This window comes from Variovorax sp. 10N420, from assembly GCF_056394705.1.
Genome location: NZ_JBFTIJ010000003.1, coordinates 279,650 through 302,159 on the forward strand (window position 1 = coordinate 279,650; position 22,510 = coordinate 302,159).

A 22,510-nucleotide genomic window follows, 5' to 3' on the forward strand; every position below is an offset into this window, starting at 1 on the left:
CCATGGACTACTTCACCCATTCCCAAGCACTTTGCGAAAGCACCCACGTCGGTCCGGGCACTCGGGTCTGGGCCTTTGCACACGTGCTGCCAAAAGCGCGCATCGGTGGCGACTGCAACATTTGCGATCATGTGTTCGTCGAGAACGACGTGGTGATCGGCGATCGCGTCACCATCAAGTGTGGTGTGCAGGTTTGGGACGGCGTGACGATCGAGGATGATGTGTTCATCGGCCCTAACGTTACCTTCACCAACGATCTGTTCCCAAGGAGCAAGCAGTACCCCGAAGCTTTCGCCCGGACCACGGTCCAGTCAGGCGCTTCGGTCGGTGCAAACGCCACAATCCTTGCGGGAATCACGATCGGGCGCAACTCGATGATTGGAGCGGGCGCAGTGGTTACGCGTTCGGTGCCATCCAATGCCATCGTGGTTGGCAACCCGGCGCGGATTACCGGATACGTGGATGCCACTCCGTCCACGCGGCTTGCGCCGGAGTCCAAGGGCGCCAAAGCGCCTGGGGTGATCCAGAGTTCCGTCGCCGGCGTCACGCTGCACACGCTGCGCTCCGTGCCGGACATGCGAGGCAGCCTCTCAGTCGGCGAATTCGAGAGAGACATTCCTTTCAAACCGCTGCGCTACTTTCTCGTCTACGACGTGCCAACTGTCGAAACCCGCGGCGAGCATGCGCACCGCACGTGCCATCAGTTCCTGCTCGCTGTCAAAGGCCAAGTGAGCGTGGTGGCCGACGACGGCGTGAAGCGTGAAGAATTCAAGCTCGACAGCCCCTCGCTTGGGATCTATCTGCCGCCCATGACTTGGGGTATCCAGTACCGTTATTCGCCCGACGCCGTGCTACTCGTCTTCGCTTCGGACCACTACGATGCCTCGGACTACATCCGCAACCATGCCGACTTCCTGCGTGCCAAGCTGGGCAAGGATGTTCGGCCCTGATCGCGCCGATGGCTGCCGCGCGCAATTCGTCCGCCTTCCTCCGGTTTCTTGTCTCGGGAGGGGTGAACACCCTCGGAACCTACCTGCTGTATCTGGCGCTGTTGCAGCTGCTGCCGTACTGGTTGAGCTACGCGTTCGCCTTCATCAGCGGGATCGCGCTCGCGTATGCGCTCAACCGATTCTTCGTCTTCGGCGCACCGCGCAGCGAGAAGAAGGCCGCCATGCTGCCGCTGGTGTATCTGGCTCAGTACCTTGCGGGCGCCGGGATCGTGTACGTGTGGGTTGACCTCCTGCATCTGCACGCCGAGTTCGCGCCACTTGCAAGCATTGCCATCACCATCCCTCTGACTTTCGCGGCAAGCCGCTGGCTGTTTCACTGAGACAGCTCCGAGGTTTGACTTTCCGCTTGATGACTTTCCGCTTGATGATCCCATGAGAAGAACCTGGCTCAGCTTCGCCTTGCCCCCTACCTTGCTAGTCCTGCTTCTCTGGCTGCCGTTCGGCTTCAGCCTCCACGGACTGATCGAGGAATGGGGAGTACTGGGGGTCTTCACCACGCAAGGACCGGTCCTGTTCGTCAAAGCACACTCGCTGCTGGAGGCACACAGGCTCCGACCGCTCACGGTGTTTCCCCACGCCATCGGTTTCCTGCTGGATCGGGACTCGTTCGATGGATGGCATTGGGTGCTGATGGCGACGCTCATCATGAAAGGTGCGGCAGCGTCCTGTCTTGCTGCACTCGCGACGCGCTCGCCACGATGGGGTGTGATCTTCGGGCTGCTCTTTCTCCTCTATCCGGCCGACACGATGCAGCTTTCGTTCCGGAGCCAGCACATCAATCTGTCGCTCGCAGTCCTTCTGCTGGGTGCGGCCCTTCTGGTCCGCGCGCAACAACAGCAGGCCGGATGGGCGCGCTGGATCAACATCACAGCGGGCGGTGCATGCCTGGTTGCAGCGCAAATGATGTACGAAGTTGCATTGATGATGATCATGCTCCCGCTCTTCGTTCTTTGGTGCCGCGACGGTGCCAGGGCGACGCTTCGCAGCATTCGGCAGAACCCGGCACCGACCTTGGCGTGGATCGCGTCAGGGATCGTGTATTTGCTGTACGTTGCCTACGCATCGGCGTCCGGCGGGGAGTCCTATCAGCAGTCCATCACAGACCGCCACTCCCCCTTCAGTGTCCTTTATCACGCGCTTCCCAAGCTATTCCAGATAGCCTTCGTACGCGCGCTTGCCGGCGGGTGGTATGACGCATGGGGCATGGCCCTCGGGGAGTTTCACAGCTTCTTCTACCTGCTGGCTTTCGGCCTGATCTGCTCTGTATCGGCCCTTTTGTTTCCGCGCAACGAAGGCACTGCCCCGCATGAGTTGGTCGAAACCGCCAAGCCTCGCAACGCCAGCATGCGCACCCGGATTGCCATTTCGGGCCTGCTACTGCTGATCCTAGGTTATGTGCCGTATCTGTTTTCGGGCTCGCACGTTCTCATTTCCCAGCGCACCTATCTCTTTGCAAGCTTCGGCGCCGCGTTGGTTGTTCTCGCCCTCACCATGAGCCTTGCGAGGTGGTCCAAGGCATTGGCCTGCGCTGCCGTGCTGCTCCTGATGACGGCAGGGGCGGCGGCTCAACTCTATCAATTTCATCACTACCTGAAGCTCTCCGAGGCACAGCGGAAGCTCCTTCGCACCATCGTCGAGAACTTCGATGCTGGCGCTCAAAGCGACAAGAAGTTGGTCATCCTCGACTATTCCAATCAGCTTTCGCATGTCTGGTTTCTGCGCGACAACCTGGACTCAGCGCTGACCTATCTCTACGACCGTCCGGTCCCCATGCCCACCATCTGCCTCATGCCGGGCAGCGACCTGGCGCGCGTGGACGATCTGCTGCGACAGGGACACTGCGTTGAAGAGAGCGACAGCTGGAGATTCAAGGCGGCCGATCCGGTCCCCGGTTTGTCTGCCGAGCCGCTAAAGGACGTCGTGCTGGCCAAGTCCCAGGCCGTCGAGCTCGTGATCGACCAAGACGGAAACGTTGTACCCGACAGGGCGCTCGATGCTTACCGTCAACAACTTGCTTCGGCCGACACACCGGCCGCAAGGCGTTACCGGAACATACTGAACCGGAAGCCAGGAAGCAGAAATCTAGGCTTGTTTGAATCCGAAGCTGCCCGATCGAGCCACCGCTGGGACTTTGGCAAATGGTGGAGTCTGGAGGTTCCCATTCAGGGGAATGGCTGGCGTCCTGCGGACTGGAAGCCCGGCTATTTCCATCATGACACTGCGACCTGGAAATCTCAGGAGCGCTCGTCTCTGCTTTTCCAACTGATGCCCACCGACAAGCCCTACGAGCTAACCGGAAACTTTGACCTGATCGCCAACCCCGCCATTCAGGGCAGCTTCCGCATTCGAATCAACGGCGTTGAATTGGCCCTCGGCTGGCAGCCGGGGTACAGATTCACCGCGCAGGTTCCTTCAGGGGCATTGAAGCCTGGTACCAACGTCGTCGAGTTCGTTTCGGCCGTCGACAAGAACTACTACGGCCTCTCCGCGAGGCTCGACGAACTGGAGATCCATCCCGTCAAGTAAAGGCCAGCTCGCAACTACCAACAACAAATCACAAATCCGATCTGGAAACGCAGCACATTTTCTCGGATCTGATCGCCTTGTCCGACAGCACCTTCGGCAGATACTCACAGCGCGAAAGCACGCCGCCACTGTCGATCTTCTTCAGGAACTCAGGAAGCTTCTGTCCGATGTCCATCCCGAAGGCATAGTCGGACACATAGAACACATTCATCGGCTGCCGACCGTGCTGGAACAGGAAGTAAGCGGCACCGTCCACAACCAGCCGATCGTCGCCATCGTTGATATTGCAGCGCTTTGCGAGCGCAGACAGCCGCGCACGCTCCTCCTCGCGCACGAATGCTGGGGTCGACAGCGGCTGGGGACCGATCACGTAGTCTCCAATGCGCGCCATCTGCAGCAACCCGGGCGTCTGTATGACCAGCAACAGAACCATGCTGGAGGCTGCAAGCGACATCCAATAGAACGCAACAGCGCCGCAAACCCGTCTCAGCCCGTTCGGCACGTCGAAAGGCGTGTGCAGCACCAGCATCAACAGAACGGCCAACAGCGGCACGATGAGCCCCGGCGTATAGAAGTGCCAGGCGTTGCTGTTGTAGACGATGCCGTGCAACACCAGCCCCGTCAGAAGCGCCGTAGCGAGCAGAACTCCCTTGTCGAGCCGCCTGCGTGACAACTGCATCACGAAGCGAACAATCACAGCGACGAATGAGAGCAATGCGAGAACGTACAGGCTCGCTTTGAGCAACTTTCCGAAAACGCCGAGCCATGGCCCCATCCATTCGCCCTGGACGGACGGCAGCCAATTCGACTGGTAAGCCAGGGTCGCCGGCATGCGATCCAGGATCATGCCGAGCGACGACACCAGATTGCTTGCCGCCGCTTTGAAGAACAAAGGCTTGTCACTGGCGAGTAGCTGAAAGTCCAGCGTTTGCTGCGCGAGAACTTTCGCCATCGCCGGCGCGCCGGGGCAGCTTGATGTGAAAAGGACGTACTGGACCGATTGAAAAACGGCAAAGCCGACCACCAGCATGGTCCCGATCATCCAAGCCTTGCCCGCGTGTCGAAAAACCAGCCAGGCCGAAGCCAGCATGACCGGCGCGAAGAACAACGCCTTCGGATGCGCCAACAGGAATACAGACGTGATCAAGAAGAGCAACGCCGCCTTCAGGCTCTTCAACGGGACACCGTCGGACGATTCCACCTGCCAGAATAATGCCAGCATGCAACATGCAACGAGCGGGAGTACCAACAATTGCTCTGAGCGCGCCAAGACGAGCACGAATGGCAACACGCCAAGCATGTTGAGCGAGAGGATGAGCGATTGAAAACGACGCCTTGGCATCAAGCGCTGCGGATGCAGCCCCGCCCATGCCCACAGCAGAGACAACCAGCCCGCGCATATCGCTATGCCCCTGATCCGCAACCCCAACTCGCTGGTTCCCGAGTACAGGATGGCGTTGAAAACTGCACCCGGGTACCAGGAGACCGGAATGCTTGCCTCCAATGAACGACATTGGGGCAACAGATTCAGTAGCGCACCTCCTTCTATGAAGAAACGCGCATGCGCCATCTGAATGGCCACCTCGTCAGAGTAGATCGGGATCAACAGCCCAACGGCGAGAGTCACAACGGCTAGTGCCGGGATGGCAAGGGCCACCCAGCGGTTCAACCAAGTGCTGCAAGCCCGGCTCGCTACTGCCACCGGTTGTCGATCCAGTTTGCCGTCCCCAGGCCTTGGACCTTTCTATCCCAGGCCTCCAGGAGAAACCTCTCGAATTCCTTGCTGCTGGCCTCGCTCTCGACGTAGACCGATGATTTTTGCCTCAGCTCTGATGCCTTCTCATTTCTCCAGGTCGTGTCTGTCGCCAGTCTGAGTGCAATGTCCACGTAGTCCTGCTTGTCCCTGGCCGTGAGACCCGACACGCCGATGTATTCATAGATCGCCGCCGTCCAGCGACCGAACGGAATTTTCGAAGGAAGGGTCACAAGCGGAACGCCCAGCATCGCGCCATCAAAACTGGATGACATGCCACAGAGCGGGTAAGAATCGAGACAGCAATCCACGGATTGCAGCAGCAGATGCGCATCGTCCTTCTTAAGTGTCGACACAAAGACGACCCTGTCATAGCACGCGCCGAGTTTTTCACGCAGGCGGCTTCTCAGGGTTTTGGCGGGAGGGAACTCCCCGCGAAGAAGAACCAGAATGGCGTCCTTATCGCGCTCCAATATGTCGCGAAAGATTTCATCCATTTCCGGATGGATTTTGGGGGGCGTATTGGCACATAGGTAAATGTGTGCCTCAGGGCTTGCGTTAAGCAGCCTCTTTCTGGTCTGCGCGCGCATCTCCGCGCTGATAGCACCCTTGCTCTCAACATCCGGTTTTTCGATCCAATAAGGGGGATGTTCGAAGAACGAAACCGCAGTCCTGTAATAGGCGGCGGGATCTTCAGGTTCGGCCCGTCCCCAGGAGATGTAGTAATCGGAATTCGTCAGACCATCTGTCCAGTTCGGCTCCAGCAAGATCATGTGCAGCGTCGCAAGCTTGGCCATCATTGGATAGAAGCATGCCCCCATGGAAGGACCGGCCACGATGATGTCCAGTTCCTCGTTCTCAATCGTTTCGATTGCTGCATAGGTGTCGACATCGGAAAACTCGACCGTCTTTCCCGCACGCTCGATCCAGTTCTTCGCCGCTGGTGTCTGGCCGCGCTGGCCTGGGCGCAGGTAGACCGTATCGAAGAGATCCGGGTTCAGTTGCGGGAGCAAACCCGACATCATGGGCATTGAGTCGTGGACATTGAATCCGACACGGATTTTCCTCTGGTTCTTTGCAGCAGGAAGCAGGTTTCGGCCCACATGCGGTGCAACGTGATTCAGTCTCGGCCAAGTCTTAAATGCCAACTCTTCGAACGCAGCCATCGCCTCCCCGAAGAATTCCGGCTCGGCGCGGCAGAAGATCAACTGCCACGGCGTCCAGCCATTCGTCACGTCCACGATCGGATCCTTAAGCTCTACCGGACTCTCCGCCAGCGCCCGGCATGCAGCAATGAATTGCCGCGCCGTTTTACCGTGTTCCGTGGCGTAGCGAGGCACCATTGCAGGAGAGAGGTCATGCAAGATTCTCAGTGAGCGCTCATCGGGCTTGAACTGATCACCATCATTGCGATGTGAGTCAACGATCGCATTCAGCATTTCGCGGGTAAATTCGGAACCCAAATCAAGATAGCTGCTCAGGAATATCACCATCCTTGCCAGTTCCGTAGGCTGCCGATTTTCACGAAAATACGAAACGACGTGCTTCTTCAGACCGTCCACGACTCCCGCGTCGAGTTGTAATTCCAGATCCCTGGAGCAGGCAATGAAATCAAACGGAGCGCGCTTGCTGAAATCCTCGTAGAACTCCACCATCGATAGCGTGGTAGCTCCGATCTTTAAGTTCGAATTCACGTAACGGTCGTACTCCAGGCGGTTTGCGCATACCTGCCTGAATAGGGTCGACAGATTGGTGTCAGTCGGATATCTTTGCCGTCCCTGCTCAAGGGTGTCGGCGCACTCCGACGATTTTTCGAGCCTTAATAACGCCAAGGACGAATAGTAGTAGTCCTCGGCGGTCTCTAGGTTGCGGACCGAGAGCCGCTTGTACATGTCGGCAGCCTCGCTTTTGCGACCCAATTTCGTGAGTAAGTCCGCAACGCCCCAAAGCTCAGCTGCATTCGTTGAGGTTCTCAGAATTTTCGCGAAGTTTCGTTCTGCCAGTCCTACAAAACCATTCTTTGCACAGTACTCGATGAGGTTAATCTGAGACTGCGAGTCTGTGAACCTCTCGAATAGCAGTTCACAGACCTTTTCGTCGCTCTGTGCGTCCGGCGCCAGGAAACGACCCACGCGACTCACCGCGTGGATCTCAAGACATATGCGTGCGAAATGTTCGAGTAGGTGCTCGGCTCCATGAAAATTCCGAAGTCCCGCCTCCAACAGATCGGCCGCTTGTTCAAGATGCCCCAGTCTGTATGCGGCGAGGCCGGAGTACAGCGCACCCTGGACGTTGTCCGGCGAGCGCGCGGCCAGCCGTCGATAGATGATTTTGGCCTCGTCATTGCGCTGATTTAGCAGAAGCAAGTCAGCCAGCTGCCATGCAAATACCTCGTCGCTGCAATGCTCCCGAACGGACTCCAGCCTCGCGTCAGCAATTTCCATCAATCCGTGTTCGAAACAATATTCAATGAGCCGGAGTTGGACATGCGGGTCGGGAAACTGAATGAAGAGTGTTTCGCATACCGACGCCGGGCTCGCCGTCTCCGTGGAAAACCACTGGATCGCGTGATCCATCTGCCGCAGATCAGCACAGAGGCGCACGTAGTGCTCAATCAGACGCGGCAGGTCCGGGAACGTCTTTAAACCAGCTTCGAAGATCGCGATTGCTTCGGTTGGCCGTTGCAACCGCTGCTCGGACAACCCCGCGTAGAGATACGTCTCCGGACTTGAGAGCTTTCTGGTTGCGAGGCGGCGATAGATTGCCGTCGCCTGCAATTTATTTCCCGCAGCCTCGGCAAGATCGGCTTGCGCCCAAAGCTTTTCCGGTTCGACCGATGGCGAAAGCAATAGAAGTTCGGCCAGCTGAGACGGCGGCAGGCCGTGAGTGGAACTTTCCGCGATCGACTTGATTTTCTGTGCGGCAAGCTGTTCGAGACCTGCGGTGAGGCAAAGACCGATCAGCCAGATCTGTATCTGCGGATCCCTAAATCTCTCAAAAAGCGCTTCAAAAGCCTCCGCCTCGGACTTCGCGTTCGGCGCAGCAACTCGCATGACGCGTGCCAACTCGCCGAGTTGTGCGCAAATGAGCGCGAAGTGATCGACCAACTCTGCAGCATGCGGAAATTCGTGGATTCCAGCCTCCAACACGTCGGCAGCTCGATCGAGGTTCCCCAGCCGTTGTTCAGAGAGTCCCGAATGCAGAACGCCAAGAGGATTGGCTGCTGGGCGCGCAGCCAATTGCCGATAGATGGCGTTCGCTTCTTCCCTGCGCTCATGCAGCCACAGAGCATCCGCTAGCCTCCAAAGCAATAAGTTGTCATCGGAGTTCGTTGCGGATCTCCGAATGACGTGATCGATTTGCCCGATTTCGGCGCAGATGCCAACGTAGTGTTCGAGCAAAAGCGGCAGATTCGGAAATTTCTTCAGACCAGCTTCGATCTTGGCTATCGCTTGGCTCGGTCGACGCAGCCGTTGCTCGGAGAGGCCCGCATAGACATAAGCCTCCGGGCTTAAGAGTTCGACCCTCGCAAGACGGCGATATATCGCCTTCGCGTGCCACATATTTCCTCTGGCTTCGGCGCGACCAGCTTGCGTCCAAAGTTCTTGTGGCTCGCTGGAGCGTGAGAGCCACGGGCCCAACAACGCCCTCAATCTTGTAATAGTCATTTTTTATGCGAATTTTCGTCCGCGCGCTGACCCCGCAGCGCGACACCTAGCCCACGGCAACAAGCACCCGGCATCGAACGGTCGTCAAACAGTTCGATACGCAGGCGACTACTCGCCCGCGAAAGCGATTTCTCGTCCTGCCAGTCTCAATACTTCTTCCACACCACACGATTCACGTAGTCTACGTAGCTGTGGATGATCCGAAGCACCTTGTCCGACACGTTGGGCATGCTGTAGTCGGCCACCAAGCGCAAGGCGCGATCGGCGCCGCGCGGTTGCGATTTCAAGATAGCCAGCCCCTGGCGGACGCGCTCAGCGTCCAGCCCGACCATCATGACTGCAGCTTCTTCCATGCCCTCCGGTCGCTCGTGCGCCTCTCGCAAGTTGAGCGCAGGGAAATTGAGAATCGAGGATTCCTCGTTGATAGTGCCGCTGTCCGAAAGCACCGCCCGCGCGGACATCTGCAGCCTTACATAGTCATGGAAGCCAAGTGGCTTCAGAAGGCGAACCTGCGGGTGAAAGCTGGTCGAGGTGGCCTGGATCCGTTTCTGCGTCCGGGGGTGAGTGGAAACGATGACCGGCTCGTCGTGGTCTTCTGCGATTGCATTCAAGGCAGCGACAAGCTTTGCGAAGGATTGGTCAGACTCGATGTTCTCTTCGCGATGCGCGCTGACAACAAAGTACCTGCCTTCGCTCAAGTCGAGGCGCTTCAGTACATCAGACGCCTCGATGTCCGGCATGTAGTGATGCAGGACCTCATACATCGGGCTACCAGTCTTGATCACCTGGTCAGGCGGCAACCCCTCGCGAAGCAGGTAGTCGCGCGCGATCGTGCTGTAGGTGAGATTGATATCGGCCGTGTGGTCGACGATTCGGCGATTGATCTCTTCGGGCACCCTGAGGTCGAAGCATCGATTACCGGCCTCCATGTGGAAGATGGGAATCTTGCGCCGCTTGGCCGGGATCACTGCCAGGCAACTGTTGGTGTCTCCAAGCACCAGCATGGCCTCGGGCTCAACCTGCGCGAGAACTCGATCGACTTCGATGATGAGGTTGCCGATCGTGTGCGCGGCGCCGGTACTGCCGGTCGCACTGTTCAGGAAGTGGTCCGGCTTTCGCAGTTTCAGGTCATCGAAGAAGACCTGATTCAACTCGTAGTCGTAGTTCTGCCCCGTGTGAACCAGCACGTGCTCGCAGTGCTCGTCGAGTGCGGCAAATACGCGTGACAGGCGGATGATCTCGGGCCGCGTGCCGACCACCGACATGACTTTCAGTTTCTTCATTTTTTCAGAGTGGACAGGCGTATGTATCTGGCCGTGCGCGATCGAATATCTCGTTGGCCCACAGCATGACGACCATTTCGTCCTCGCCAATGTTCGTGATGTCGTGCGTCCAGCCTGGCGCAGTCTCGACGATCTCGGCCGCATCGCCGTTTGTGGTCATCTCATAGGTTTCGCCAGTCAACATGTGGCGAAACTTGAACCGGGCATGACCCTTGATGACGAGGAACTTCTCGGTCTTGCTGTGGTGATAGTGCCCCCCGCGGGTGACCCCGGGGTGTGCTGTGAAGTAGGAGAACTGTCCGCTGTCAGGCGTCCTGAGCATCTCCACGAATACGCCACGCGCGTCTCCATGCCGAGCGACGCTGTACTTGAACTCTTCCGTCGGAAGATAGCTGACGTAGGTGGCATAAAGGGCCCTCACTAATCCGGTCCCCACACGTTCCGTCAGCAGCGTCTTCCGACTTTCCTTGAAGCGCACGATCAGGTCCGCAACTTCGCCTACAGTGGTTGAGTATTGCGGTGTCATGACCGCAAAGCCATCGACACCCAAAGCAGCGTCGGCGCCTTCGAGCAGTTCGATAAAACGCGCCACCAAGTCGTCGATGTAGACAAGCGTCAGAGCGGCGGCTGGATCACGGACTTCGATCGGCAGGCCACGAGCAATGTTGTGACAGAAGGTTGCGACCGCAGAGTTGTAATTGGGACGACACCACTTGCCGAACAGGTTGGGCAGGCGGAAGACATGCGCAGGAACGCCATGGCTCCTGGCGACAGCGAAAACGGCCGCCTCTGCACCACGCTTGCTCTGCCCATACGGATTGTCCTGCTCGGCCTGAATCGAAGATGTCAGAACGACTGGAATCTTCTTTCCTGTCGACTCGATCTCCCCAACCAGTGCATTGCACAATGATTGGGTCAGCTCGAGATTGCCCACGGCAAAATCTTTCGGATCCTGAGGCCGATTCACGCCAGCAAGGTGAAACACAAAGTCCACCCCGCGCAGCAGTTCCGGCAACTGCGCCACGGTGTTGCGGGATTCGAAAGCGACGATCTCGACTCCCGCGCGCTCGGAAAGCGCCTGGCAAAGATTCTTGCCGACGAAACCGCCAGCACCGGTGATGAGGACCTTCACCGGCTCACCCTTCCAGCACGGCCGGCTCGCCGCGAGCGATCTTTCCCATGAAGTCAAGCTTCAGAAGCAGCTTCTTCATTCCCTCGACGTCCAGGCGCGTGGTGTTGTGCGAGTTGTATTCCTCACCGTGCAAAGCGCGCGTGATGCGACTCTCGCCTTCCTCGACAAACTTTGCGTAGTTCAGATCGCGTCCATCAGGCGGCACACGAAAATACTCGCCCAAGTCCACGGCGCATGCACGCTCCTCCTTGCTAAGAAGCGACTCGTAAAGCTTCTCGCCATGCCGGGAGCCGATGATGGCAATGGGATGGTCCTTCTTGCCCATCAGATCCAAAATGGCTCGGCTGAGCACTTCCATGGTCGCAGCAGGCGCCTTCTGGACGAAGATATCGCCGTTCTGCCCGTGCTCAAACGCGTAGAGGACCAGATCGACGGCGTCTTCCAGAGTCATCATGAATCGGGTCATCGTTGGATCGGTGATCGTGATCTGGTTGCCCTCGCTGACTTGCTGGACAAACAGCGGGATGACCGAACCTCGCGAGGCCATCACGTTGCCGTAGCGCGTGCCGCAAATGATGGTGCCGGTGCCCTCGAGGTTGCGGCTCGATGCAACCATGACTTTTTCCATCATGGCCTTGCTGATGCCCATGGCATTGATGGGGTAGACCGCCTTGTCGGTGCTCAGGCAGACCACCCGCTTCACGCCAGCAGCCACTGCGGTCTCAAGGACGTTCTCGGCGCCAAGCACGTTTGTACGAACGGCCTGCATCGGATGGAATTCGCAGGACGGCACCTGCTTCAGGGCCGCGGCATGGAACACGTAGTCGACGCCGCGCATGGCGCCGCCCACGCTATGTGCATCGCGAACGTCGCCAATGTAGAACTTGAGCTTCGCGTTGTTGTAACGCTTGCGCATATCGTCCTGCTTCTTCTCGTCGCGGCTGAATACCCGGATTTCCCGGATGTCCGTCTTGAGGAAGCGCTGGATGACGGCGTTTCCAAATGATCCGGTCCCGCCCGTTATTAGGAGTACCTTGTTGCTAAACCGCGTCTGCATTTGAATTTGGGCCCTGAGGGATGTTGAACAGGTCGGCTCGATCAGTAGGGATACGTCGAAGCCATGCTTGAGTCGCACCGCACTCTCCTCGCGCGGCCGACGGTGCACTTTATCTCAATCACTGGCCCTTTCTTTCACAATCGGCTCAGCCAATTGGCGCAGAGTCGACGTGGTCAATCAAGCGGCGCGACGCGCCATGGTCTGAACGACCCGCCGAACCTTCGGAATCCCTCGGCTTTGGCTCGGGGCTTTTTTCAATGGGTGCGGCGGTTAAAGTACGCCGCGCTTGAGCGGCGCGCGCATCCACTAGGACCCGAGATTCTTTCCAGCGAACACAGTCCCAATTACCGGCCCGACATCGACGGTCTGCGGGCGATCGCCATCCTGGCAGTCCTTGCCTTCCATGCGTTTCCGACCGCGCTGCCAGGTGGTTTCATCGGCGTCGACATCTTCTTCGTCATCTCGGGCTTTCTAATCACTTCGATCATCCTCCGGAGCCTTGACAGCGACGGGTTCAGCTACCGAGACTTCTACGCCAGGCGCGTCAAGCGGATTTTCCCGGCGCTCGCGCTGGTGCTGGTCGCGACATTCGCCGTCGGGTGGCATGTTCTGTCGCCAAGCGAGTTGGCGCAACTCGGCAAACACGCCGCGGCCGGTGCCGGCTTCGTGTCCAACTTCGCTTTCTGGAGCGAAGCTGGCTACTTCGATAGCGCAGCCGAGACCAAGCCACTGCTCCATCTATGGTCGCTCGCGATTGAGGAGCAGTTCTATTTGGTCTGGCCGCTCTTGCTGGGGCTTGCGTGGAACCGGAAGCGGCGAATCTTCGGTGTCGTCTTGGCAGTTGCGGCAGTGTCTTTCGCGATCAATGTCGCCATCGTCCAAAGCCACCAGACTGCCGCCTTCTACTCACCGGCTTCGCGCTTCTGGGAACTGATGGTGGGCGGGATGCTTGCCTGCTGGCGCCTGCGCGGGCCGCGCGCCCGATCGGCGGCGCTGTCACATGCGCAGTCCGCGGCCGGCCTCGCGCTCATCGTGCTGGGCCTCATCTTCATCCGCGGTGGTGCCGCGTTCCCGGGCTGGTGGGCGCTACTGCCGACGCTTGGCGCGTTTCTCTGCATCGCGGCCGGGCCGGCCGGCATCATGAATCGCTACCTGCTCGGCGCGCGGCCGATGGTGTGGATCGGGCTCATCAGCTACCCGCTCTACCTATGGCACTGGCCCCTGCTGGCCTACGCCCGAATTATCGATGTCGGAGGCGGCGAATGGACGGTACGCGCTGCTGCGCTCGTCCTGTCGTTCGTTCTTGCCTACATGACATTCAAGTTCCTGGAGTTTCCAATCCGGAAGCGAGCCTGGAACCGCGTCGCCGGCAGTGTGTTGGTGGTGCCGATGGTCGCCGTTTTCGCGTTCGGCCTCGGCACGTACATGGCCAATGGCTTCGGCTTCCGGTTGGAGGGCACGCCCCTCGCATTCGCAAGCCACGACTACGATTTCAAGACCGACAGCCGCTCAGGCGAATGCTGGGCGAGCAGCACCGATACACCCGACTCTTATGCAAAGTCCTGCGTCGATCCCAAGGACGGCTCTGGCAAGCCGCTGGTGATGGTCTGGGGGGACTCGCATGCTGGGCGTTTCGCCCCAGGATTGCGGCGCGAAGTCGCCGGCAAGGCAAGGCTCGCAGTGTTCGCGCGCGACAGTTGCCCTCCGATTGTGGAGTTCGCCTATCCCAGGTGTGTCGAGGCCAACTCGTATGTGCTCAGCCAGGTAATCAAGATAAAGCCTGACACAGTGGTCCTCTTCGGGCATTGGGCTTACTACCTAGCGTCCCCTTCAAAACTGTCCCTCCAGGATCTGCAGTCCACTGCAGCGCAACTCAAATTGGCAGGCGTTTCCCGAATCATTCTGATGGGACCTGCTCCTACCTGGACGGAGCCGCTTCCGAAGGTCCTGGTCAAGCTGCATCGCGACGGCGGCGCCATCCCTGTTCGAGCCACCTTCAAGTTGGCGGAGGCGACCGTGGAAGCAGATGAAACGATGGCTAGATTCGCTGCCAATGCTGGAGTCGAATACTTCTCGACGTTCAAGGCGATGTGCAATGAGGAAGGCTGCTTGACCTACACCGTCAACAGCCCAGAGGGCCTGACCACGTGGGACTACGGCCATCTCACAACATCAGGCGCCCAGTACGTGGCACGCCAGATGGGCAGTCTTGCAGTTTCAGCGCCATCACCCCGGCCTTGAGCTTTCCGTTCCCGGTTTTGATGGGCATTCATGTTTGGGCCGCGATAGCCTCGGCAAGCGCCTCCACGACGCGAACCTGCTTTTCCCGCGTCAGCCCCACCCACATCGGCAGACGGATCAGACACTCGGATTGGCGATTGGTCACATCGAGGCTCCCATGCGTTCTGCCATAGCGCCGTCCTGCGGGCGAAGAATGCAACGGAACGTAGTGAAAGACTGGCGAGATATCGGCTCGCCTGAACACATCGAGAACTTGCCGCCTGTCGATCCGGGGCGATAGGACGACGTAATACATGTGCGCGTTGTGCTGGCAGCTATCAGGAACCGTGGGCCGCCTGAGGGCGCCGTCCGATTCCAGTTTCTCGAGAAGTTCGTGATAGCAGTTCCACAAGCCCAAGCGTGCTTGCGTGATTTGCTCTGCGTGCTCGAACTGTGCCCACAAGAACGCTGCGACCAGCTCGCCGGGAAGAAATGAAGATCCGACTTCCTGCCACGTGTACTTGTCGACTTCGCCTTTGAAGAAGCGACTGCGATCAGTCCCTTTCTCCCGAATGATCTCAGCGCGAGCGCGCAAGGATGGATCGTTGATCAGCAACGCGCCCCCCTCGCCCGAGATCACGTTCTTCGTCTCATGGAAACTGTAGGCGCCAAGCTGCCCGATCCCGCCAAGAGCTCGACCCTTGTAAGTCGACATGACAGCCTGCGCTGCGTCCTCGACGACGAACAGCTGATGCCGTTCGGCAATGGCCATGATGGCGTCCATCTCGCAGGCGACGCCTGCATAGTGAACCACGGCAATACCTCGCGTGCGCGGCGTGATTGCTGCCTCGACCAGGGACTCGTCCAGATTCAGCGTATCCGGGCGAATGTCCACGAACACGGGCACGCCACCCCTGAGCACGAACGCGTTGGCCGTCGATACAAACGTGTAGGACGGCATGATGATCTCGTCCCCCGGTTGAATGTCCATCAGCAATGCGCTCATTTCCAGCGCAGCAGTGCAGGAGTGCGTGAGCAAGGCCTTGTGACTACCTGTTCGCTCTTCGAGCCAGCGATGGCACCTTGCGGTGAAAGGGCCATCGCCCGCCAGGCGTCCGTTGAAGTGTGCTTCGGCAATGTAGAAGAGTTCTTTGCCCGTCATGTGGGGCCAATTGAACGGGATTCGATCACTTTTCATTAGGGAGTCCCTTTCTTGCGACGACGAGCCTCGACCCGCCGACCGGGAAGTTCATGCCGACGCGGATCATGCCCCGTTCAAACGCGAGCATCTTCTCCAACGCGGTGTTTAGCCATGGAGGGATGTTGAATTCCGCCAACGGATCAAATTCTTGCCCCTCCGGCTTTCCGGCAAGTCGCGAAGCCATCAATGCCGGGAGGAGTGCCGTCACGAAAGACGTGCTTCTGAGCAGTTCCAGGCCAGCACCCTTGATCTTGCGATGTAACTCCGCGCTGCGGTACCGGCGCACATGGCAGGCATACGCGTCCGACTCACTCCACAACCAGGGATGCTGCGGAACGGTCAGGAGAAGGCAGCCGCCGGGCTTCAACGCAGCGTGCGCCTGCTCCAGTACGCGTTCGTCTTCCTCGATGTGCTCCAGCACGTCAAATGCGCCGACAACGTCGAACTCGTCTCGAAATGGAATCTCGCGCGCGTCCATCTGCATGAAGTCAGCGGAAGGCAATCGCTTGGCCGCGAAGCCCAAGCCAGCCACGAAGATCTCGCTTCCGCGAAGACTAGCTTGGGGATACGCTCCTGCAACCCCCGACAGCACATATGCTGTACCGCATCCAATTTCGAGGAGCGACTCGAAACCTCCGCAATATTTGCGTATGGCCCAGAGAATCAGCGCGTTCCTGGCACGAAACCAAAAATTCGAGTCCTCCAGCCGCGCCAGTTCGGCGTAGTAGTCGGCCTTGAATCCTCCGCCAGCCCATGCGCTATCGGGTGCGTAAGACGTGAAGCCATCGATCTGCACAGGGCTGTGACCACAGGCCGGACACTCAGCCCCTGAGCTGGCATAACCCGCATCGCACTGCAGACAGCGCTTCAATTTGCAGTCTCCCCAGGGTCTGATTCAGGAAAGACGAAATACTTGAACGACAAGAAAAGAAACCCCGCGACGACAAATATGGCAAAGGCCTGCGCGATCTGATGCGCATAGCCGAACCTGTCCACAAGCAGATACAGCAGGCATAAATTGATCAGATAACCCACACAATGTGCGAACACGTACCGAACGCCCACCGCCATGCCCTTCTCGTCATGTGCAAAGGTCAGCCTGCGGTTGCCCCAGAAGCCGATCGACGCACCAGCAAGGTAGAGCGCCGACATGGTGATCTTGGGTCCGGCGCCAAGATAGGTGATGAGCAAATAGACCAGGTAGCCTGCGAGATTGCTCAGCACACCCACGAACGCATAGCTCAGCAACTGAGCTGCCAAGGTCCGCCGCCGAGCCGGCGCCACTTCTTCAACCATGTGCGAGAACTGCAAGCCCGAAGCCCGTCTTGCCGTATCCGTTTCCGTTGTAGAGCATGTATCTCTCGCCATCATGGTCGAAGACGAATGGGTACTCGATCATTTCCGAATCCCATCCTTCTTCGGACACATCGATACCTGCGTCCCCGAGTTTGAGTTGCCAGTCGCTACCGTCGACGCTGAAGGCGTAGCCGATGCGATAGCTCTGACCCGCACCGCTGCGGTAGGAGAACCACATGTGAAGGCCCACGGAGTCCCGGACTACTGTGGGCCGAGAGAAGGCCTGCGCCGTGCCAACGGCGTAGGGCACCGCCGGGCCAAGTTTTTCCCAACGTTCGCCATCCTGCGATGAAGCACGATTGATCACGTGGATCATCTCCCCATTGCCTGCGTCCCATGTGAGTGTGGATCCGTACCACATGCTGTAGCCAGCGCGCGAGCCATCCTGCAGCACCCAGGGATACGAGAGACTGACGGGGTCAAGGGCATCCAGCGGCATGAACGCCCTGCCACCGTCCAACGAAAGGCCGAGATCGCCGTCAACACGAAGTCGACCGATTTCACCGCGCCAATGCGCATCTGCGGGATTCAGCCAGCCCATGAAGAGCATGTATCGCCCCGAGGGCGCGTCATAACAGTTGCCGATGCTCACGCCGTCCGCATAAAAACTGCCTTCGGGGCCGTGTTCGAAAACCGGCGCGTAATGCTCGTGCACAACTTCGCGCTTCACGATATCGATATCAACTGCCCCTACAGAAGAACGATTGCGCGCGTCTCTGCCGCTGTAGAACACGCGATAAACATTACCTTCGAGCAAGACTGGCAAGGGGTTGGCCGCGTGGGTCAACAACTTGGGATGACGTTGGTCACCGCTCGGACAGAATAGTTGGCCCAGCTTGATCCACGGCCTCGTCATATGCCTCGCACCCTGCTGCTGGGCACTCGCGACCGCTCCGTCGCGGCGCCGATGTACACACCTTCGGGCTCGGCGTCAGCTAGCAACAATGCGCCCGCACCGATCACACATCGGTCGCCGATCTTGATATGGTCCCTGAGCGTCGCGTTTACTCCGATAAAACACTGTTCCCCGATTTCGACGCCACCCGAGACGACCACGTGAGACGCAAGAAAGCTGTGGTCCTTGATTGTCGAGTGATGGCCAATGTGATTGCCGCTCCACAAGGTGACGTTGTTGCCGATCCGAACGAAGGGCTGGATTGTGTTGTCCTCGAAGATGAAGCAGTTCTCTCCGATGTGTCCGTCATTCAGCACAGTCGCCGCCGGGCTGACGAAGGTTGCGAGCCGATAGCCTCGCGCCTTGGCAGCCAGGTACTTCTCCTTGCGCACGGCGTTCAATTTGGAGTAGCTCAGCGCGACGAACATGTCGGTATCGCCAGGGGGAAAATGCTCGACGACATCTTCGAATGCGACGACCGGCGAACCGCAAAAGCTCGATCCTGAAAGGAAAGCCGCATCCACGGTGAAGCCCACCACCTCGTACTCCGACGCCGCGCTGAAATAGTAGTGCGCGAGTTGCGCAATGTCGCCAGCGCCAAAGATGACAAGACGCTTTCTCATGCCTGCTTCCTGACCAGAATCGTGAATTCGTAGAGGCCGTAGTCGTGATTCAGGGCCACGTTCTTCGAATAACGGCGCTTGCAAAGGTCGAAGAGGTGGCAAGGATCGGCGTAATGGAGATCGGGCCGCATGCGATCGACGTCGGAGTACGAAGTCAAGCAATTGAATGCGAAGCCAAGACGGCTGGTCCGATCCATTTGGTCCAGCGTCGCCTCCAGATACGCCTGCCACTCGGCATTCGTCCTGCCTAACCGGACATTGAAGATGCCGCTGGCGACGCCATAGTCGCTGATGCAATCCGGAACGCTCGACTTGATGAAGCGAGCGTTAGACCGTCCCTTGAATCGCTCCCGAGCAGCTTCGATCATGCTCTCGGAGATATCCGCGCCGACGTACGCGATGTCCGGCCGCTCCGAAGCTAGAAAATCGTAGAGCGCACCGTAGCCGCAACCCAGGTCATTGACCGAAATCGCTCCAGGGCGGTCGATGATCTTCGACAACTGCCTGAACCGAAGGATCTGCCCTTCCTCTCCGTTCCAGTCGACTCCACGCGGACTCTGTCCATGCGCAGCAAGCTTGTCAGAGTAGTAGGCTGCAATTTCCGCATGAATTCCCGCGGTGTTTTCTTCAGTCATTGCACCTGTCCATTTCCGGACTTGCTTCGAAGCGATAGCCTGACTGGTTTGAGCACTTCGCGATCATGGATTTCCCTCCAACTCCCGGTCTCCGCCGTAGACCTGCCGCACGATGGTGTATGGCCGCTGCTTGACTTCAGAGAAGATTTTCGCGATGTAGATGCCCTGCACGCCCATGAAAAAGATGATGAGGCCCGAGAAGAGCCAGATCGACGCGACGATCGACGTATAGCCGTCAGGCGGGGACGACGCCGAAAAATACCGCGACACCAGATAGAGGATGTACAGGATCGCCGACATGGAGGTCAGCAGTCCGGCGTAGAAGGTGAACACGAGAGGCAAGCTGCTGAACGACGTCACCGCGTTGACGAGGTGGCTGATCTTGCGCGACAGGGAATAGGTCGTCGGGCTGGTTGCGTGCTTGTTGACGGTCCGTTGCACCTGCTTGAAGCCAGTCACGACCCACAGCCCACCGATGTTGATTTCGCGCTCCTCATGCAGCAGCAGCGCGTCGACATACCGGCGGGTCATCAACCTGGCGGTCACGATGTTGTTGGGCTGAGCGATCCCGGTCAGCATGCGGAATAGCTTGTAGAAAATGCTGCCAGTCAGGCGCTCGAATGCCTGGCCTCTGCGTCTGCCTTGAACGCCATAGACCACATCGCTTGCCTCCTCGTCCATCGCGTGCGCGAAATCAAGAAGCCACTCTGGTTCTTCTTCGAGGTCGCTATCCACGAGAAACACACGTTGCCCCCTGGCGGCATTCAGGCCAGTCATCATGGCCTTGTGGTGCCCGAAATTACGTGAAAGGTCAACTACGACGAAATGTGTGTCCTCCGTTGCGATCTGAATCGCCAGGTCAAGACTTCGATCCGGCGAGCCGTCATTGACCAGGACAATCTCGTAATCGTCCCCCGCGATTTCGCGCGCCGCCTTGCTGGCGCGCTCACAAAATTCGACAACATGACGTTCCGATTGATAGAGCGTCGCGACGATCGAGAGCTTCATTCCTTCACATACCTCATGAAACTCGATGACTGAGCGCCGCAATTGAAAAGAAGATCCAGCACGGTCACTCCATGCGCGAAGTCTCCCCACAACTGCGGATACTCGCGATAGCCGCAATAGTCGAACCATCGAAGCGTAACGCCTCGCTTCGCGAAAACCGCCTCGTCCAAATAGCTCCTTGCGGCGGGGCCAGATACATATTCGTCTGCCCCGGCCTGCATACAAAGGTCCGCAATGCGCTCCGTTTGGCCCTCAGGCAAGACGTAGTCGGACGAACTGGAGATGCGCGTCGAAATACCGAGATAAGCACACACGGCTTCGATCAATTTTCGATTCAAAACTGACAAGTGCGTTGGCACGTTTGAGAGATAGATCGGCGCGAGCCAATCGGACACCTCGTCGAAATATGGCGCGCGGCGGTAATTCTGTTCGAAGGCCTTCCAATGCAATGCAGCCCAATCAACACCATCGATCTGGGTGTCTCTGATCTTCTGCGTGTATTTGCCTTTGACAGCGACTGGCACCGTCAACCACTTCACACCCTGGGGGGTCTTGATCTGATTGCGATTTCGCCAATCCCTGCGCGTGTACTGCATATCGTCGAAAAGCACGAACTCATCAACAGATGCTATAAGGTCGAAATACCCCTTCCAGGGAATGTAGTTGGATTGGACAATAGCAATTTTCTTCACGCGGCTGCTCAATCAAACACTTCGGCGGCTGTGAATGCGACAGCTGCAGCATCCTTTGCCGAGAGTTGAGGTTGGCCGCCGATGTCAGGCCAGTCGATGTTCAGCACGGGATCGTTCCACGCGATTGCGCGCTCGTGGGCCGGTGCGTAGTAGCTCGTCGTCTTGTATAGAAAGTCCGTGGACTCGCTAAGTACAAGAAAGCCGTGTGCGAGTCCCGCCGGCACCCATACCTGCTTCTGATTTTCCTCGCTGAGCTCGACCCCCACCCAGGCCCCGAAAGTAGGCGAGGACTTGCGAATATCCACCGCGACATCGAACACCGCTCCGCGCGCAACCCGCACCAGCTTTCCCTGGGGCTGCTGAATCTGGTAGTGCAGTCCGCGCAACACGCCTTTCGTTGACCGCGAATGGTTGTCCTGCACAAACTCGACGTGCTCTCCAACGGCTTCATCAAAAGCCTTTTGATTGAAGCTTTCAAGGAAGAATCCGCGCGTGTCACCGAAGACCTTCGGCTCGATGATCAGTACATCCGGAATTGACGTTGCGGTCACTTTCATGAACGGACCTCTTCGGCCAGCAGGTGGCTGAGGTACTTGCCATAGCCACTCTTTTCCAGGGGTGCGGCCAACTTGGCAAGTTGATCCCGGTCGATGAACCCATGCCGCCAGGCCACCTCTTCCGGGCACGCAATCTTCAACCCCTGCCGATGCTCCAGTGTCGCAATGAACTGCCCGGCTTCCATCAAGCTGTCGTGAGTTCCCGTATCAAGCCACGCATACCCACGCTGCATGATCTGCACATTCAGAGTTCCACGGTCAAGATACGCCTGGTTCACAGCCGTAATCTCAAGCTCGCCCCGCGCGCTCGGCTTCACCGCCTTGGCGATTTCTACAACGTTGTTGTCGTAGAAATAGAGTCCGGTCACTGCATAGCTGCTCTTCGGCTTGACCGGCTTTTCCTCGATGCTGCTTGCCTTGCCGCTGCCATCGAACGCCACCACACCATAGCGCTCCGGGTCTTGCACGTGATAGGCGAACACGGTCGCACCCTCGTGCTTGGCATCGGCGTCGGCAAGAAGAGTTCCGAAGTCGTGGCCGTAGAAGATGTTGTCGCCCAACACCAGCGCGCTCGGCGAATTGCCGACGAACTTGTCGCCAATGATGAAGGCCTGGGCGAGTCCGTCCGGACTGGGCTGCACCGCGTACTGCAGATTGATGCCCCACTGGCTGCCGTCGCCCAGCAACTGCTGAAAGCGCGGCGTGTCCTGCGGCGTGCTGATGATAAGAATGTCGCGCATGCCGCCGAGCATCAACGTGCTCAGCGGGTAATAGATCATCGGCTTGTCATAGACCGGCAGCAGCTGCTTGCTGATGGCCAGCGTGGCGGGATGCAGCCGGGTGCCCGATCCGCCGGCGAGGATGATGCCTTTGCGTTGCGTCATGTGTGTTCGT

19 protein-coding genes are annotated in these 22,510 nt (G+C 58.4%); 4 read left to right on the forward strand and 15 right to left on the reverse strand.

The genetic code is table 11. The annotated features are described in order from the left end of the window. Positions 1 to 2: 2 nt before the first annotated feature. The 3 genes from AC1DEK_RS09385 to AC1DEK_RS09395 all read left to right on the forward strand — a co-directional run bounded on the left by AC1DEK_RS09385 (position 3) and on the right by AC1DEK_RS09395 (position 3,536). Complete coding sequence (locus tag AC1DEK_RS09385; protein ID WP_478124953.1) at positions 3 to 950, forward strand: WxcM-like domain-containing protein; 948 nt, start codon at positions 3 to 5, stop codon at positions 948 to 950. Positions 951 to 958: 8 nt separating this feature from the next. Beyond that, on the forward strand, positions 959 to 1,330 hold the full coding sequence (locus tag AC1DEK_RS09390) for a GtrA family protein (protein ID WP_478124954.1): 372 nt from the start codon (positions 959 to 961) through the stop codon (positions 1,328 to 1,330). A 580-nt stretch (positions 1,331 to 1,910) separates the two neighbouring features. Beyond that, a complete protein-coding gene (locus AC1DEK_RS09395; RefSeq protein WP_478124955.1) occupies positions 1,911 to 3,536 on the forward strand; it encodes a hypothetical protein in 1,626 nt (541 codons plus the stop codon). A 28-nt stretch (positions 3,537 to 3,564) separates the two neighbouring features. On the opposite strand, the gene AC1DEK_RS09400 is transcribed toward AC1DEK_RS09395, so the two are convergent. The 5 genes from AC1DEK_RS09400 to AC1DEK_RS09420 all read right to left on the reverse strand — a co-directional run bounded on the left by AC1DEK_RS09400 (position 3,565) and on the right by AC1DEK_RS09420 (position 12,429). After that, on the reverse strand, positions 3,565 to 4,758 hold the full coding sequence (locus AC1DEK_RS09400) for a hypothetical protein (RefSeq protein ID WP_478124956.1): 1,194 nt from the start codon (positions 4,756 to 4,758) through the stop codon (positions 3,565 to 3,567). A gap of 470 nt (positions 4,759 to 5,228) precedes the next feature. Further along, a complete protein-coding gene (locus tag AC1DEK_RS09405; protein WP_478124957.1) occupies positions 5,229 to 8,852 on the reverse strand; it encodes a tetratricopeptide repeat protein in 3,624 nt (1,207 codons plus the stop codon). A gap of 251 nt (positions 8,853 to 9,103) precedes the next feature. After that, on the reverse strand, positions 9,104 to 10,240 hold the full coding sequence (gene wecB / locus AC1DEK_RS09410) for a non-hydrolyzing UDP-N-acetylglucosamine 2-epimerase (RefSeq protein WP_478124958.1): 1,137 nt from the start codon (positions 10,238 to 10,240) through the stop codon (positions 9,104 to 9,106). A gap of 4 nt (positions 10,241 to 10,244) precedes the next feature. Then, on the reverse strand, positions 10,245 to 11,372 hold the full coding sequence (gene wbjC, locus AC1DEK_RS09415) for a UDP-2-acetamido-2,6-beta-L-arabino-hexul-4-ose reductase (RefSeq protein WP_478124959.1): 1,128 nt from the start codon (positions 11,370 to 11,372) through the stop codon (positions 10,245 to 10,247). A gap of 4 nt (positions 11,373 to 11,376) precedes the next feature. Further along, positions 11,377 to 12,429, reverse strand: coding sequence for a polysaccharide biosynthesis protein (locus AC1DEK_RS09420; protein ID WP_478124960.1), 1,053 nt, complete (start codon positions 12,427 to 12,429; stop codon positions 11,377 to 11,379). A gap of 318 nt (positions 12,430 to 12,747) precedes the next feature. On the opposite strand from AC1DEK_RS09420, the gene AC1DEK_RS09425 reads away from it, so the two are divergent. After that, positions 12,748 to 14,670: an acyltransferase family protein gene (locus tag AC1DEK_RS09425; RefSeq protein ID WP_478125280.1), complete on the forward strand. Its 1,923-nt coding sequence runs from the start codon at positions 12,748 to 12,750 to the stop codon at positions 14,668 to 14,670. 28 nt (positions 14,671 to 14,698) lie between these two features. Here the strand turns inward: AC1DEK_RS09425 and rffA are convergent, their stop codons facing one another. The 10 genes from rffA to rfbA all read right to left on the reverse strand — a co-directional run bounded on the left by rffA (position 14,699) and on the right by rfbA (position 22,500). Then, positions 14,699 to 15,847 carry a dTDP-4-amino-4,6-dideoxygalactose transaminase gene (gene rffA, locus AC1DEK_RS09430; protein ID WP_478124961.1) on the reverse strand — a complete coding sequence of 383 codons (1,149 nt, stop codon included), beginning with the start codon at positions 15,845 to 15,847 and terminating at the stop codon, positions 14,699 to 14,701. Then, positions 15,837 to 16,721: a class I SAM-dependent methyltransferase gene (locus tag AC1DEK_RS09435; RefSeq protein WP_478124962.1), complete on the reverse strand. Its 885-nt coding sequence runs from the start codon at positions 16,719 to 16,721 to the stop codon at positions 15,837 to 15,839. The genes rffA and AC1DEK_RS09435 overlap by 11 nt, the downstream gene beginning before the upstream one ends. Next, on the reverse strand, positions 16,718 to 17,146 hold the full coding sequence (locus AC1DEK_RS09440) for a GtrA family protein (protein WP_478124963.1): 429 nt from the start codon (positions 17,144 to 17,146) through the stop codon (positions 16,718 to 16,720). Before AC1DEK_RS09440 ends, AC1DEK_RS09435 begins: the two co-directional genes overlap by 4 nt. Further along, complete coding sequence (locus AC1DEK_RS09445) at positions 17,139 to 17,972, reverse strand: glycoside hydrolase family protein (RefSeq protein WP_478124964.1); 834 nt, start codon at positions 17,970 to 17,972, stop codon at positions 17,139 to 17,141. The genes AC1DEK_RS09440 and AC1DEK_RS09445 overlap by 8 nt, the downstream gene beginning before the upstream one ends. An 86-nt stretch (positions 17,973 to 18,058) precedes the next feature. Then, a complete protein-coding gene (locus tag AC1DEK_RS09450; protein WP_478124965.1) occupies positions 18,059 to 18,724 on the reverse strand; it encodes an acetyltransferase in 666 nt (221 codons plus the stop codon). Further along, positions 18,721 to 19,359, reverse strand: coding sequence for a methyltransferase (locus AC1DEK_RS09455; RefSeq protein WP_478124966.1), 639 nt, complete (start codon positions 19,357 to 19,359; stop codon positions 18,721 to 18,723). The genes AC1DEK_RS09450 and AC1DEK_RS09455 overlap by 4 nt, the downstream gene beginning before the upstream one ends. A 63-nt stretch (positions 19,360 to 19,422) precedes the next feature. Further along, on the reverse strand, positions 19,423 to 20,367 hold the full coding sequence (locus AC1DEK_RS09460; protein ID WP_478124967.1) for a glycosyltransferase family 2 protein: 945 nt from the start codon (positions 20,365 to 20,367) through the stop codon (positions 19,423 to 19,425). After that, a complete protein-coding gene (locus tag AC1DEK_RS09465; RefSeq protein ID WP_478124968.1) occupies positions 20,364 to 21,071 on the reverse strand; it encodes a WbqC family protein in 708 nt (235 codons plus the stop codon). Before AC1DEK_RS09465 ends, AC1DEK_RS09460 begins: the two co-directional genes overlap by 4 nt. Then, positions 21,068 to 21,616, reverse strand: a complete 549-nt coding sequence (rfbC, locus tag AC1DEK_RS09470) for a dTDP-4-dehydrorhamnose 3,5-epimerase (protein WP_478124969.1) — start codon at positions 21,614 to 21,616, stop codon at positions 21,068 to 21,070. Before rfbC ends, AC1DEK_RS09465 begins: the two co-directional genes overlap by 4 nt. Beyond that, entirely contained in the window at positions 21,613 to 22,500 is an 888-nt protein-coding gene (gene rfbA, locus AC1DEK_RS09475) for a glucose-1-phosphate thymidylyltransferase RfbA (protein ID WP_478124970.1), read from the reverse strand. The genes rfbC and rfbA overlap by 4 nt, the downstream gene beginning before the upstream one ends. Between the last annotated feature and the right edge of the window lie 10 nt (positions 22,501 to 22,510).

What these genes read in the sequence shown, in the direction of transcription:
- rffA (WP_478124961.1), bottom strand. Translation starts at nt 15,847, where the DNA reads ATGAAAAGTGATCGAATCCCGTTCAATTGGCCCCACATGACGGGCAAA.
- AC1DEK_RS09460 (WP_478124967.1), bottom strand. Translation starts at nt 20,367, where the DNA reads ATGAAGCTCTCGATCGTCGCGACGCTCTATCAATCGGAACGTCATGTT.
- AC1DEK_RS09390 (WP_478124954.1), top strand. Translation starts at nt 959, where the DNA reads ATGGCTGCCGCGCGCAATTCGTCCGCCTTCCTCCGGTTTCTTGTCTCG.
- AC1DEK_RS09395 (WP_478124955.1), top strand. Translation starts at nt 1,911, where the DNA reads ATGATGTACGAAGTTGCATTGATGATGATCATGCTCCCGCTCTTCGTT.
- wecB (WP_478124958.1), bottom strand. Translation starts at nt 10,240, where the DNA reads ATGAAGAAACTGAAAGTCATGTCGGTGGTCGGCACGCGGCCCGAGATC.
- rfbC (WP_478124969.1), bottom strand. Translation starts at nt 21,616, where the DNA reads ATGAAAGTGACCGCAACGTCAATTCCGGATGTACTGATCATCGAGCCG.
- AC1DEK_RS09400 (WP_478124956.1), bottom strand. Translation starts at nt 4,758, where the DNA reads ATGCTGGCATTATTCTGGCAGGTGGAATCGTCCGACGGTGTCCCGTTG.
- rfbA (WP_478124970.1), bottom strand. Translation starts at nt 22,500, where the DNA reads ATGACGCAACGCAAAGGCATCATCCTCGCCGGCGGATCGGGCACCCGG.
- AC1DEK_RS09385 (WP_478124953.1), top strand. Translation starts at nt 3, where the DNA reads ATGGACTACTTCACCCATTCCCAAGCACTTTGCGAAAGCACCCACGTC.
- AC1DEK_RS09455 (WP_478124966.1), bottom strand. Translation starts at nt 19,359, where the DNA reads ATGACTGAAGAAAACACCGCGGGAATTCATGCGGAAATTGCAGCCTAC.
- AC1DEK_RS09450 (WP_478124965.1), bottom strand. Translation starts at nt 18,724, where the DNA reads ATGAGAAAGCGTCTTGTCATCTTTGGCGCTGGCGACATTGCGCAACTC.
- AC1DEK_RS09420 (WP_478124960.1), bottom strand. Translation starts at nt 12,429, where the DNA reads ATGCAGACGCGGTTTAGCAACAAGGTACTCCTAATAACGGGCGGGACC.
- AC1DEK_RS09405 (WP_478124957.1), bottom strand. Translation starts at nt 8,852, where the DNA reads ATGTGGCACGCGAAGGCGATATATCGCCGTCTTGCGAGGGTCGAACTC.
- AC1DEK_RS09440 (WP_478124963.1), bottom strand. Translation starts at nt 17,146, where the DNA reads ATGGTTGAAGAAGTGGCGCCGGCTCGGCGGCGGACCTTGGCAGCTCAG.